Below are 13,423 nucleotides of genomic sequence, written 5' to 3'. Positions count from 1 at the left end.
GCGCAACAAGCAAAGTAGCAATAGCAGAAAAACAAAAGGCCAGCATTGCTGCTGGCCTTGTGCTATTTGGTGGAGCTGGCGGGAGTTGAACCCGCGTCCGAAAAACCTACATCGTCGGTACTACATGCTTAGCACATTCATTTAGTTAACCCTATGAGCGCCGAATGGCAGGCTTTCGTCGGGCGAGCCTGATTGGTTTTAACGTGTTGTCTCCAGGCGAAGACGCGACGCGATTCTGTTAGGGGTGATCTTCCAGAGTCTCAGCTTACAGACATGCGTGAGGGGAAGAGCTATCTACTGCCTATTAAGCAGCGATTGCGTATGTTTCGTCGTTTGCGACTAGTTTTTTGCGGTTTTTTTACGAGGCCTACCGCACCTCGGCATGCACCTAAGAGTTCGTGAATCCCGTCGAATCCAGAATCAGCCCCGAATTCTGTGGTGTTACACTTACACTTACAGTGTTTGGCTATTGTACGCAGCAGGCTTGCTTTACACAAGGGAAGCTTGGTACAACTTTGCTTTAACGCTTAGCCGTTGTTCCTGTCGCCTTAGTTAGATGGGGTTGGGCGACAGAAGTTTCAAGTATCTTTTAACGTTTACTGTGTTTCATCATGCGTTCTTTTTCTCGTGACCAGTCTCTGTCTTTAATATCGTCACGCTTATCAAAGGTTTTTTTACCTTTGGCTAAATGAAATTCCAGCTTAACCCAGCAGGCTTTCCAGTACATGGCGGTGGCGACCAGGGTAAAACCTTCACGCTCTTTTAAGCCAATTAATTTATCCAGTTCGCGTTTGTGCAGTAATAACTTGCGGCTACGCTCAGGGTCGCACACTACATGGCTGGAGGCACTGTTTAACGGCTGAATTTGCGCGCCCAGCAGGAAAGCTTCGCCATTGTGTAAAATGACATAAGAATCGGACAGGTTAACTTTACCCTCGCGGATACTTTTTAATTCCCAGCCCTGCAGCGCCATGCCCGCCTCATAGCGGTCTTCCAGAAAGTACTCGTGTCGTGCTTTTCTGTTCTGCGCTATGGTGCCGTTTTTGTTTTTACTAACTTGTTTTTTACTCATAATTGGTTATTTGTCGCAGCTCTGTTTTATGGGTCAGCGATGGCTCAAGCCTTGTTGCAGCGCGTTATTCTGTTACAATCGGCGGCGGATTTTAAGGGGATAGAGTATGCCACAAATTGAGCGCAGTGCGTTGGTTTTTTACAGCGCGCAGCAGATGTTTGACTTAGTCAACGCCGTACCTGACTACCCGCAATTTTTGCCAGGTTGCAGCTCTGCCCGCATTGTCAGCCGGTCTGAAACAGAGATGGTGGCATCGCTTACCGTTTCCAAGGCCGGTATCGGCCATACTTTTACCACCCGCAACACGCTTTACCCGAATCAGCGTATTGCCATGCAGTTGGTTGACGGCCCGTTTAAACAGTTGCAAGGCGGCTGGGAGTTTCAACCACTAAACGATAGCGCCTGCAAGGTGATCCTGAAACTGGAGTTTGAGTTTTCCAACAAGCTGGTGCAGTTTGCCTTTGGCAAAATTTTTGCTGAGGTAACCGCCTCTATGGTGCAGGCTTTTACACAGCGGGCCAAACAGGTATACGGAGAGCAGCATGGCTGAGCAAATCACGGTAGAAGTGGCCTACGCCTTACCACAGCGCCAGAGTTTACTTACCTTGTCAGTAAGCCGGCACTGCACGGTGCGCGAAGCCATTGAACAGTCCGGCATATTGCAGCAATTTACCGACATAGACCTCGACGCGCAAAAAGTAGGTATTTGGAGCCGGCCGGTCAAGCTGGACGAGCGGTTAAAAGCCGGCGACAGAGTGGAGATTTACCGGCCGCTGATAGCGGATCCGAAAGACTTGCGCCGTCGCCGCGCCGAGAAAGCCAAAGAAGAGGGCCGTGCCGATAAAGTTACCGGTGGCCGGCCACACGAGGTAAAAGCCGGCGCAGAATAACAAAAAACCAGCATAATGCTGGTTTTTTTGCTTAATTCTTTGCTTAACCGCCGCAGTTAAATATCCAGCGGCGTATTAAAGTCGGCAGACTTGTTAAAGTCGCCTCTAATGTCTTGCAGCTTATTGTCTTTAAATTCAACGATCAGTTGTTTTTCAAAGTTGTTACCACGGCCGCCTTTGAGGGCGTAAAAATAATGCCAGGTATTATTGTCAAAGGCATTGTCGGCCACCGGTGAGCCCAGCACATACTTAACCTGCTCTTTGGTCATGGCCACGCGCAGTTTGTCGATATCTTTTTGCTCTAAAAAGTTACCCTGCGGAATATCAATGCGGTATACCCAGCTGCTGCAGGCGCTAAGGCTGATTAAGCCGGCAACCAATACTAATGTTTTAATCACTGCTTTCATTTGTCACATCTGCTTTATCTGATTGCGCCCATCATACCCTATGACAAGCGTGGTGAAAAACCTTCTTTCAGACTACCGGTGCGCATAAAAGTTCGCGGGCGTTGGCCAGCGCGCTGGCGCTGATATTCTCACCGGCCAGCAAACGGGCAATTTCGCTGATCCGCTCTTCATCGTTCAGGGTGCGCATCCGTGTCTCGGTAGCGATGCCATCGGTGTACTTTTCAACAAACAATTGCTGATGGCCCTGGCTGGCGACCTGGGGCAAATGGGTAACACAAATAATTTGCGTGCTGTCGCCTAACTGGCGCAATAAGCGGCCGACACCGGCCGCTACCGGGCCACTGATGCCAACATCCACTTCGTCGAAAATTAATGTCGGCGTGGTAACTTTGTCAGCCAAAATAACCTGGATCGCCAGGCTGATACGCGACAATTCGCCGCCGGAGGCCACTTTATGCATCGCCTGCAGTGGTTGGCCTGGGTTAGTTGATACCTGAAACTCAATAGCGTCGGTACCGTTAGCGCCGGCGTGCTCAGCATCCAGTGGGCTAAGCACAATTTCAAACCGCGCATTGGCCATGCTCAGCTCGTGCATACTGCTGCTGACCTGGCGGCTTAACGCTGCTGCCGCTTCGCGCCGCTGTTCGCTTAACCGCTGCGCCTGTGCCAGATACTGCTGTTGGGCGCTGTCGATATCTGCGGCCAATTGCAGCAGGCGTTTATCATCGCCGGTCAGGCTGGCCAACTGCGCGGACAATTGCTGATGCAGTGCCGGCAGCTCTTCATGTGCTACCTGATGTTTGCGCGACAAATTCAGCCACAGGCTAAGGCGTTCATCTACCTGCTGCAGGCGTTCGGGATCTAATTCTACTTTATCGGCGTAGCGACGCAGCTCGCGGCTGGCCTCTTCGGTTTGCACTAAGGCATCGTTGAGCATTTGCTGAATGTTTTGCAGCGCCGGGTCCAGCGCACTGAGCTGTTCTAACTGCGCGGCGGCGACAGACAGCGCCTGATAGATATTTTGCTGCTCATCGTCATACAGCAGTTGCAGACATTGCTGGCTTTGGCTAAGCAAAGTATGGCCATGGCTTAAGCGGCTGTGTTCGGCTTCCAGGGCAGGATATTCAGCATCCAGCGGTGCGAAATTATCCAGTTCAGCTACCTGGTATTCCAGTAGCTGGCGCTGGGCATCGCGTTGTTGTTGCGACTGCTGCAGCTCGCTGTATTCGCGCTGCAGCTGCTGCCAGCCGCGCCAGGCGGTACGGGTAGCCTCTAAAGTGTCGGCATGGCCGGCAAAGGCGTCGATCAGCTGGCGTTGGTAATCGTTTTTCAGCAGTTGCTGATGCGCATGCTGGCCATGAATGCTGAGTAAATGCTGACCCAGCGCTTTTAACTGTTGTGCCGGTACCTGCACACCGTTGATATAACCGCGCGAGCGGCCTTCATTGCTTACCACACGCCGTACTATACATTCGCTGCCCATGGCCAGGTCTTGCTCTGCCAACCATTTTTGCGCCGCCGTTAGTTTACTGACGTCAAAGCTGGCGACGATATCAGCCTTATCGGCGCCGGGCCGCACCACGCTGGCATCGGCACGCTCGCCCAAACACAGCGACAACGCATCAATAGCGATAGATTTACCGGCACCGGTTTCGCCGGTAATGGTAGACATGCCGCCGGCCCAATCGATTTCCAGCGCGCGAACAATGGCAAAGTTACTGATATGCAGATGACACAGCATGCGATGCTCCAGACCTGAACAGGTTAAAGTTACTGGTGAAAATAACAGTGTTTATTTATACAGTAACTTTATACAGGTATTGGCTACTTAGCAAGCAGGCGGTTAATAAAGTTTGCTGCCCCAGCCTAATTTATTGCGCAGCACATGAAAGTAGCTGTAACCGGGCGGATGCACCAGCCGCAGCGGCGTTGGGTGCTTGCGGATATAAATATCATCGCCGGGCATTACCGCCAGGATAACATGGCTGTCGCAGCTGATTTGCAGGTGGGCGTCGTTAGTGCTGGCCACTTTTAAGCGGATTTCACTGCTGCCGGACACCACCAGTGGCCGGCTGCTTAAGGTGTGCGGAAACATCGGCACCAGACAAACGGCGTCTAAATCCGGGGTTAAAATCGGTCCGCCGCCGGATAACGAATAAGCGGTAGAGCCGGTAGGGGTGCTGATGATTAAGCCGTCGGAGCGTTGGCTGTAGACAAACTCGTCATTAATATAGGCTTCAAACTCAATCATATGCGCCACTTTATCGGCGTGCAGCACGGCTTCGTTTACTGCGCTGTTGCTGCTTTTTACCGTACCGTGACGGTGTACGGAGATCTCCAGCAGGTTACGCTTTTCGGTAACAAAGTTACCGGCCAGTACTTCGCTCAGCGGTTGTTGAAAATCTTCCGGCGCCAAATCAGTGAGAAAGCCCAGGTTACCGCGGTTTACCCCCAATACCGCCACATCAAAGCGCGCCAGTACCCTGGCTGCGCCGAGCATATTGCCGTCGCCGCCCACCACTATGGCCAAGTCGCACTTTTTGCCCAGTTCCACCAGATCCAGCACTTCAACGCCGGGCAGCGCCAACGATTCGGCGACCCGCTCTTCAACATAGACCGTCAGGCCTTGTTGTTGCAGAAAATTGTACAGGCTAACCAGGGTGTGGTTAGCCCCCGGGTGATGTGGTTTGCCAATCAGGCCAACGGTAGTAAAGGCGTGTTGCATAACGATTTCCTTGCACGGCGTTAACGCAGTATAACGGCAGGACGCGGTGCAAACCAGATGCTTGTAGCGCTTGAATTAAAACCTGCTGCCCCCATATCCGTTGACAAGAATAAAACGAGTGTGGCGCATGACGTTAAGCCTGAGCAGACCCGAGCTGATTTTAAAGCTGATAGTAGAGCAGTACCTGTTAGACGGTCAGCCGGTATCGTCAAAGTTGCTGGCGGATAATGTCCAATTGGCGGTCAGCTCTGCTACGGTGCGCAATACCATGATGGCGCTGGAGCAACAAGGCTTGATCCGCTCGCCGCATACCTCGGCCGGGCGTATTCCTACCACGGCCGGGATTCGTTTGTTCATTGATAAAATGCTGCAGTTGCAGCCGTTGTCAGGGTTTTGGATTAACGAACTGCAGCGTAAAATTACACCGCAACTGCCTATTTCGCTATTATGCCAGCAGGCCGGCCAGTTGCTGACCAACCTTACCGGCTTTGTCGCTATTGTCAGTGCGCCCAAGGCCGATGGCCGTATTGTGCGGCAAATTGATTTAGTCCGCCTGGCCAGTGACCGCTTGTTGCTGGTGGTAATTGATGAAGACGGCGATATTTTGCACCGCGTACTGCATTGCGAAAGTGCGATAGATAACAACACGTTGAGTAAAGTACTGTGCTTGCTAAATGCCGCGCTCGGTGGTGGGGGCCAGTGGCAGGATGGCATTGAGCGCCTGGGCGCTATAGTGCGCAATGAAGCCGGTCTTTGTCAGCAATTGCTGCAAAAAGTGTTGGGTCAGCTCAGTTTAGATGAGCTGCAGCAGCACCAGCCGCTTATTTTCGGCCAGCACCAGCTGTTGTTAACACCGGAATATCAGCAAAATACGGCCTTACAGCAAGTGATGGATATGCTGGAGCGGCCCGAGGGCTTAATTCGTTTATTGCAAAGCCTGACCCTGGATGACAAACCCAAGTTATTACTGGGCAAAGAGTCCGGTTTTATTGAGCTGGCCAATGTCAGCCTGATAGCGCAGCGTTATCAAAGCCAGCCACAGCGCTTTATTGCCTTGTTGGGACCGCGGCGGATGAACTACGCGCGCTTGATACCCTTAGTAGAAGCCTGTGCCCGACAATTAAATTTAAACTTGAATCGGCGGCAAGCATCCCCATAATACACCTACTTAATTTGGGAGTAGTAACGCATGACAGAGCAACAACAGCCAACTGACAACAGCACAGAGCAAACTCAGGCCAGCAATGAGCATGCCGACACCGTAGAGCTGTCGGGCGAGCAGGCGGTAATTGCCAAACTGGAAGCCGAATTGGCCGATGCTAACGCAAAGGTAGCAGAGCAGCAGGATCTGCTGCTGCGGATTAAGGCAGAATCTGAAAATGTGCGCCGGCGTGCCGGTATGGACGTGGAAAAAGCACATAAATTTGCGCTGGAAAAATTCGCCGGCGACTTGCTGCCGGTAGTAGACAACCTGGAGCGGGCGTTGGGCTTTATTGACCGTACTGATGACAGCTTAAAAGGGGTGGTGGAAGGGGTTGAGCTAACGCTGAAAAGCTTCCTCGATACTGTAGCCAAATATGGCGTAAACCAAATTGACCCGCAGGGCCAGCCATTTAACCCTGAGCATCACCAGGCCATGAGCATTCAGCCATCTGCCGACGTGGCACCTAATACCGTTACTTTCGTGATGCAAAAGGGCTACGAGTTAAACGGCCGCTTATTGCGCCCGGCCATGGTGGGTGTGTCTAAAGCTCCGGACTAAACCACAGTATCTGTTACAACAAAAAAACCGGCTTGATGCCGGTTTTTTTGCTTAAACTGTACTATCAAGCTGTTACGGAATCTTAATGCTGATTTGCAGTGGCGTGTCCTGGCCGATGCTTAATGACAGCTCTGCGCTGTCTCCGCTTGCGCCGCCAGTAATCAATACTGGCAAATTGCATTGCCCTTGCAGGTCAGTGCGCTTATCCGCTCTGCTTTGACAATTGGCCACCGCTACATCTAAGCCACCATCATTCTTGCTGTAGCTAACAGTGGCGTTAATGTTCAAAAACGGCAGCTCAATATCCGTTGCATCCAGCGCCTGCAGCAGTACTGTAGCCGACTCTGACAAATCAGTGTTGCCGGACAATGTAAGCAGTTTCAGCCCGCGCATAGCGCTGAAACAAGCCTGATTGTTCAGCGTGGTGGCACCACTGTTGCTGACACCGGCCACCAGCCAAACCTGAGCGGAACCGGCCGGCTGATGCCTTGTATCAACCAGTGGATCAATACAGCCGGTAAGAATAGTATGGCGGTTGGCCGGATAGGTCAGGTAGAAGGTGGCATTGCCATCAACGGTTACCGCCTGGCCGCTGACCAGTTCTGTTTTGTCCGGGTCGACGCCGGATACCTGAGCACCCAGCAAAGACGCACCGACGATATAACTCAGCTCTGTGGCGTTAGCGGTATAGGGCCGGTTAACGCTCAGTTCCGATACCTGTTGTGGTTTTGCAGCAACAAAGCGGCTTTTATCTGCCGCCTGAGCGTTTAATATCAGTACTCTGTCGCTTGGTTCGATATAGCGCTCGCTGCTGTTGCGCGTAATATAAGCACTGCTGAACAGGCTGTTACCGGCATCAGATAAAGTACTGACACCGGCACTGGTTGTCGCCGCATTGTCGGCAACGCTGCTGGCAAAACCATAGTTAATTACCGGTGCAGTGTTGGACAACATTACGCTGTCCAGCACACCGAGGTTAACCACAGTGCCATTAGACACTTTATTGCCGTAGCGGTCGGTAACCAGTAAGCCGCCTATACGCCGGTAGATACCATTGCCCAGATCGGTAATAGCATTCTGGATTGGGTAACTGACAGCAATAGAATGCGCCGGACCGGAAGCAATGCTGACAGCAGACACTGTAGTGATCACCGCTGGTGAGTAGCTGTTGCCGTTGTTATCCAGTGCTTCTGCTTGTAGTTCCACTACACCGGGCAAGGTGCCGGCATTCAGCGTCAATACCGCAGTGCCGTTTCTGCTATTTACCCTAATGACATTGTCGCTTTGCACTACCTCGTTCGCTGCGTTCTGGCCGGTAAGGTATTCGCCGCCGCCTGGTTGGCTGATAAAGCTGACTTGCAGATTATCAACGCCTTCGGCAGCATCTTGCGCAGGGTCACCATTGCTTTGCAGTAAACGCAGCGTAACAGAGCTGCTGTCGCTGCCACCGACACCGGCAACCAGCAGCGCTTTTTCCGTGACGTTTAAAGCAACGCCGGCAGGTGTTTGTGGTTGCGGCGTTGTGGGTGTGCCTGCAATGGTTAAAGCGAGGCTTTGTCTGTAGCCATTAACATAGGCTGTCACCGTGGCGGTGCCTGCATCCGCTGCCGGATACAGCCTGACCTTAGCCTGGCCTTCACCTTCGCCGCTGGCATCACCGCGCGAGGTGGTGGCTTTAACGCTGCGGCTTAAGCTGCTGTCACTAAAACTACCCAGGTTAGTGCTGAATTCAATAGTGGCATTGCGTAGCAGTTTTCCTTCACTGTCGCGTGCGGTAGCAGTAACAGTGGCAAAACGTTGCGGAAAAGCGGTGTCCAGTGTTACATCGCTGCTGCTGAGTGTGAGTGTTGTGACATTTTTAGCGGTGTCAGACTGGCAGGCAAGCAGCATAAAAGCAAGCATGCTGAACACTGCTATTTTCAGCATGGCGGGAAAACCTTTCATATAATGTACTATCCTTTTTAACAGCCGGTTACTGCCGCGCCATAGTACCTAACTTGTTGTACAGAGACAATTATTAAGCTTTGCCCGCCTGGCTGAGCTTATGTTGTTACAGCAATTCGCGGAACACGTAATTGGCCAGCGGATGCTGCTGTTTTTTCAGCTCCTGCACAAAAAATTGCGCTATTTTGCTGGCGCCCTGCAATGTCAGATGGGTGTTATCCACTTTACCGTCGGGGAATTTTTGATATAACCCGGCCGGTACCTGAATAAAATACGGCTGGCTGGCGTCTTTGCCCAGTTGCTGCCACAAACCGCAGCTGTGCTGTTGCAGATCAAAAAAACTGACCTCTGCGGCTTTGGCTACTTGCGCCGCGGCGTTGGCATAGTCGGCTAAATCACGCTTTAAGCTGCCATCTTCTGCAAAGTTACGCCGGCAAATCGAGCTGGCCAGCATCGGCGTGGCGCCACGCTGACGCACATCGGCAATAAACTGCTGTAAAAATGTCTGATAATCACTGTCAAAAGCGGCATACCGCGCCGGGTCTGACTGTTTTGAGTCGTTGTGGCCAAATTGGATCAGCACATAGTCGCCCCGGCCCAGCTCACTTAACAGCAACTGCCAGCGGCCTTCATTGAGAAAACGCCGGGTACTGCGGCCGTTGGCGGCATGATTAACTACGGTTAACTGCGGCAGTAAAAACTGCGGCAACAGCTGGCCCCAACCGCGTTCTGGGTAGGCCAGGTTAGGTTTATCCGACATGGTGGAGTCACCCACCAGATGCAGTTTTAGCGGTTTAATCTCTGAGGCCTGTACCTGAGTAAAGCCAAGGGATAAAGCCAACATAAGCAGGTATTTCATTTGTTATTCCTTATTCAGTTGTAGCAGAGTTTTGACTTGCAGCTGTGGATCCCAGCGCCCGGCAAAGGTCCACTTAGCAGTGATCTGCTCCGGTGACAGTTGTTGTGGATGCGCGGCCAAATTGGCTTTAAGCCACGGATAAAGAACTTGCTTACCATCAGCATGGCTAAAGTAATATCTATCGCCCCACAAGTTAGCGCGGTCGCGTTGTGGCTCGGTCGGGTAGGTGTGGCGGAATATCGGCTTGTCGGCCATATTGGCACTGTACTGGTTATTAATCAGGTAAAACTGCGCATCATAGTGGCGCCGGCCCAGCATAAAGCCCGGCACGCCGTCAAAGCGTGAGTCGCGCACCACCATTTTTTGCTGCTGGTTTAACTCGCCGTCGTGCCACAAAGTAGCGTAGGCTTTTTTATTGATAAAGGTACTGTTACTGAAAAACGCCCAACCGCGCGGACAAACCATATCGGTATGGCCTTCAAAGTAGCAGTTGTCGTGGTAATACATGCCGTCGGTTTTATTCCACAGGCTTAAGGTATCAGCGCCGCCGGCAATAATACGGCAATTGGCGGTGATAATACGGGTGGCCTGCTCAAAGCCGCGCACGGCAAACTGGTGTTCGTTATCACCGGTCAGCTCGCCATAGCTGTTTACAATGCTGATATTCAGTAGCGCTATGTCGCTGGCGCGGATATTGACCACCGCCGCGCCCCAATCGCTGGGGTGCTGCTTTAGCCAGTTAGTGCGCAGTTCGGCGACGCGAATTTCGGTGTTATCCATTCCTGCGCCAATCAGCGCGACCTTGTTGCGGGTCAGATAAATTTTTTCCGCATACACCCCGGGGCCAATCTGAATAATGGCTTGAGTGTCGTTATCCGGCAGGCTGTTTATCGCCTGCTGAATACTGCGAAACGGCGCGTCGCCGCTTTGCGCCACCTGCAGGCGGATTATATCGGCGAAGCTGGTTGTGCTAAATAGCAGAAATAACAAAGACCAGAGGCGTAGTTGCATAGTATCAGGTTCCAAAAAAGGCAGCCGGCGGCAAGTTTTAAGCATCTGACACGAACCGGTTTACCCACACTAACACGCCGTGAATACATCCTTGTAGGCTCGACTCAGGCATCCATGCCTTCAACGGTTAGTTTAGGGTAAGCCGGTTCTCGTTCAGGTGATTTACCGGCTAAACACAGGAAGAAACTTAGTCAGTACCAAGCAGTTTAGCCATTTGCACACCGGCCATAATAAAGGGGCCGTTGGCTTTGGCATCGTTACGAAACACCGGCTCGCTCATATAATAGTTATAGCTGCCGTCGCGGCCAAAACCTAAGCCTGCTACCTGGCAGGTATTGACTAAGCTTATGCTGTTATCCGGATGCACCAGAATAAATTCATCTACCAGGCCCTGATAGGCTTTGATGGCTGTCGCTTTATAGCGCGCATCCAGATAGCCGTTATTTACGCCTTTGGCAAAAAAGTAGGTAAACATACTGCTGGCCGAGGATTCCAAATAATTGCCCGGTGCAGCGGGTTTATCTAAAATCTGGTGCCAGGTACCGGTTTTGCCATCCTGCACCTTTACCAGTGCTTCGGCTAATTCGGCGCTCATATCCAGCAACGGCTGACGCAATTCAGTTTGCTCTTCAGGAATAATCTCCAGTACATCCACCAGCGCCATCGCCAACCAGCCTAAACCGCGGCCCCAAAACTGACTGGCCAGGCCGGTGTCTTTATCAGCCCAATCCTGCGCGCGGGCTTCATCCCAGGCGTGATAATACAAGCCGGTATTGGGATCCCGCAGTTTGTCACGGCTGATGGTAAATTCTTTCACCACTTCATCAAAGGCATGGCCTTGCTCAAACGCTTTACTGTAATTTGCCAGAAACGGCATGCCCATATAAACACCGTCTAACCACAGCTGATGCGGGTAAATCTGTTTGTGCCAGAAAGCGCCTTCGCTGGTGCGCGGGTGCTCAGTCAGCTGTTTACGCAGCAAATCCAGCGCTTGTTTATACTCTGGTTTAGGGTTGCGCTGGTATTCACGCAGCAGCATATTGCCGCTGTTTAAGCTGTCGATATTGTAGTTGCTGATTTTGTAAGTACGGATATCGCCATCCTCAGTGATAAAAGAGTCGATAACATCGCTCAGTACTTGTTGCCACTGTGGGTTTGGCCGCAGTTTCAGCAGATCGTCATAGGCTTGCAGCTGCAGGCCGGTGGTATATTCCCACTTGCTGGGCCGCTTACGCTCATAATCCCAGCCACCGTAAGCATAGTAAGGTGTTTGCCGCGTCATTTCGCTGGCAGCTAAACGCTCACTCCAATCCAATGCCACTTTTGCCGTCAGCTCACCGGACTTTTGCTGCTCAGATAAGGCGGTTTTCAGCGTTAGCCTCGGCGTCAGCGTCAGTTTTGCCACTTCCTGTTCAAGATACTCAACAAACTCTGCTTCAGTTTTAATGCCGCCCGGCTCACCGTCCCAGGCCGAGAGGAAATAATACTCCAGCTCTGTACCGGCCGGCGTCATTACCGCAACATGGCTGTGTTCATCGCCGGTAAGCTGTTTATTGGCACCGCGCTTGTACAAAATCGCCATACCCAGTTTATCGTTGCTGCCGGTCAGCGTTTGTTCACCCCAGGTGGCCAGATAGGTCCAGCTGTGGCCGGTAATTTCTGATTTGCCATGCAGCACCTTGGTATCGGGCAGCCGCACCAGGCCAATGGCGATATTGTCCAGTGGCTCGCTAAGTGAGAGCCGGGTGTGCACTAAGCGGCTACCGGCGGTCATGCCCAGGTTAGCGGTTAAGTTGGTGGTTTTGCCGGCAATTTGCCAGTCTTTGTACTGAATTTGCAGTGCAGAGTACAAAGCGCCGTTTTCAATCACTTTGGCGGTGTGGCCACTGAGTTTGGATACCAGTTGCACCTTGTCGCCATCCCAGTAACCAAAACCACCGGCACCAAGCGACTTACCGACTTTCAATAAGTCCATGCCCCAATCGGCCATTTCATGGTACGACTTATAGCCGTCCAGCCCGACCTGGTGCAGCACCGGCTGGCCGGTTTTATTACCGAATACATCAAAGCCGTTGCGCCAATCCAGATAAATGCGATAGCCGACTTTATCGGATTCTATGCCAGGGCCCTCGTAGCGGATCCATTCGGAATGATCGGTATACTGAGGCGGAGGCGTCAGCTCAGTGACGTTCTGAAACTCACCACCTATGTATTTAGCATCCTGCCACTGGCCGCCGGTTTTATGCGATATTTCTGCCTGCGTGCGTTTGGGTAGCTGTAGTGCGCTAAAGCGCGCCTGATCATTCACAATCTGCAGTTGTTTGTGCTCTGCGGCGGTTAAATCAAACTGTAATAGCAGGCTGTCTTTGCTGCCATCGCCGCTGTGGTCTATCAGTTGCGATGCCACGGTATTGTTGCCACTCACTGCGACCAGCGCCTGCGCCTGGTCGGCAGTTACACCAAGATCACTAAAGGGCAGCAGCAGGATTTGCTCTTTACGTGCAAAGGTCGAGGGATTACTGACACTAAGGCTGGCAATGTTGCTGCTAACAGCCGTTGGTGCTGTGGCTGCAGGTTGTGGTGAGCAGGCGCTGACAACAGCGGCAATGCTCAGGCTTAACAAGGTTTTGCCAAAAAGAATGCGGGCCATAAAATACCTGTTATTACAATTCGTACGTCCATGCCAAATAAAACCGGCCTGCCGTGGCTCAGCGTTTTTCGGGAGTAAATAAAGCCGCTATGGCGGGCATAGC

Annotated in this window: 12 protein-coding genes and 1 other RNA gene; 4 read left to right on the top strand and 9 right to left on the bottom strand. The window is 52.1% G+C overall.

Translation table 11 applies throughout. The features are described from left to right. Positions 1–67 precede the first annotated feature (67 nt). Together ssrA and smpB are read right to left on the bottom strand one after the other, a co-directional pair. Positions 68–428: a transfer-messenger RNA gene (ssrA, locus tag ACTZWV_RS13005) on the bottom strand. 161 nt (positions 429–589) lie between these two features. Next, entirely contained in the window at positions 590–1,072 is a 483-nt protein-coding gene (gene smpB, locus ACTZWV_RS13000) for an SsrA-binding protein SmpB (protein ID WP_444786955.1), read from the bottom strand. Between the two features lie 106 nt (positions 1,073–1,178). Here smpB and ACTZWV_RS12995 point away from each other — a divergent pair, with 106 nt between their 5' ends. Both ACTZWV_RS12995 and ACTZWV_RS12990 read left to right on the top strand, forming a co-directional pair. Next, positions 1,179–1,622, top strand: coding sequence for a type II toxin-antitoxin system RatA family toxin (locus ACTZWV_RS12995; RefSeq protein WP_444786954.1), 444 nt, complete (start codon positions 1,179–1,181; stop codon positions 1,620–1,622). Then, entirely contained in the window at positions 1,615–1,962 is a 348-nt protein-coding gene (locus ACTZWV_RS12990) for an RnfH family protein (RefSeq protein ID WP_444786953.1), read from the top strand. The genes ACTZWV_RS12995 and ACTZWV_RS12990 overlap by 8 nt, the downstream gene beginning before the upstream one ends. Before the next feature lie 56 nt (positions 1,963–2,018). Here the strand turns inward: ACTZWV_RS12990 and ACTZWV_RS12985 are convergent, their stop codons facing one another. From ACTZWV_RS12985 to nadK, 3 genes are all read right to left on the bottom strand, one after another. Beyond that, complete coding sequence (locus ACTZWV_RS12985) at positions 2,019–2,369, bottom strand: outer membrane protein assembly factor BamE (RefSeq protein WP_444786952.1); 351 nt, start codon at positions 2,367–2,369, stop codon at positions 2,019–2,021. 67 nt (positions 2,370–2,436) lie between these two features. Further along, the gene (recN, locus tag ACTZWV_RS12980) at positions 2,437–4,110 is read right to left on the bottom strand and encodes a DNA repair protein RecN (protein ID WP_444786951.1); all 1,674 of its coding nucleotides are present in this window, start codon (positions 4,108–4,110) and stop codon (positions 2,437–2,439) included. A gap of 102 nt (positions 4,111–4,212) precedes the next feature. Beyond that, positions 4,213–5,094 carry an NAD(+) kinase gene (nadK, locus tag ACTZWV_RS12975; RefSeq protein WP_444786950.1) on the bottom strand — a complete coding sequence of 294 codons (882 nt, stop codon included), beginning with the start codon at positions 5,092–5,094 and terminating at the stop codon, positions 4,213–4,215. Positions 5,095–5,221: 127 nt separating this feature from the next. On the opposite strand from nadK, the gene hrcA reads away from it, so the two are divergent. After that, positions 5,222–6,253, top strand: a complete 1,032-nt coding sequence (gene hrcA / locus ACTZWV_RS12970; RefSeq protein ID WP_444786949.1) for a heat-inducible transcriptional repressor HrcA — start codon at positions 5,222–5,224, stop codon at positions 6,251–6,253. Between the two features lie 30 nt (positions 6,254–6,283). Beyond that, positions 6,284–6,856 (top strand): nucleotide exchange factor GrpE, encoded by a 573-nt coding sequence (gene grpE, locus ACTZWV_RS12965; RefSeq protein WP_444786948.1) that lies wholly within the window; start codon positions 6,284–6,286, stop codon positions 6,854–6,856. A gap of 72 nt (positions 6,857–6,928) precedes the next feature. Here grpE and ACTZWV_RS12960 read toward each other — a convergent pair whose 3' ends face one another. The 4 genes from ACTZWV_RS12960 to ACTZWV_RS12945 all read right to left on the bottom strand — a co-directional run bounded on the left by ACTZWV_RS12960 (position 6,929) and on the right by ACTZWV_RS12945 (position 13,320). Beyond that, positions 6,929–8,800: a hypothetical protein gene (locus ACTZWV_RS12960; protein ID WP_444786947.1), complete on the bottom strand. Its 1,872-nt coding sequence runs from the start codon at positions 8,798–8,800 to the stop codon at positions 6,929–6,931. A 106-nt stretch (positions 8,801–8,906) separates the two neighbouring features. Then, positions 8,907–9,659 carry a rhamnogalacturonan acetylesterase gene (locus ACTZWV_RS12955; RefSeq protein WP_444786946.1) on the bottom strand — a complete coding sequence of 251 codons (753 nt, stop codon included), beginning with the start codon at positions 9,657–9,659 and terminating at the stop codon, positions 8,907–8,909. 3 nt (positions 9,660–9,662) lie between these two features. Continuing rightward, the gene (locus ACTZWV_RS12950; RefSeq protein ID WP_444786945.1) at positions 9,663–10,670 is read right to left on the bottom strand and encodes a pectinesterase family protein; all 1,008 of its coding nucleotides are present in this window, start codon (positions 10,668–10,670) and stop codon (positions 9,663–9,665) included. A 187-nt stretch (positions 10,671–10,857) separates the two neighbouring features. Beyond that, complete coding sequence (locus tag ACTZWV_RS12945) at positions 10,858–13,320, bottom strand: glycoside hydrolase family 88 protein (RefSeq protein ID WP_444786944.1); 2,463 nt, start codon at positions 13,318–13,320, stop codon at positions 10,858–10,860. Positions 13,321–13,423: the final 103 nt, after the last annotated feature.

The sequence above is a fragment of the Rheinheimera sp. NSM genome, from assembly GCF_052380015.1.
Taxonomy (GTDB): domain Bacteria; phylum Pseudomonadota; class Gammaproteobacteria; order Enterobacterales; family Alteromonadaceae; genus Alishewanella.
Note: the sequence above shows the minus strand (reverse complement) of the source record. Positions and strands in the feature narration are given on the sequence as shown.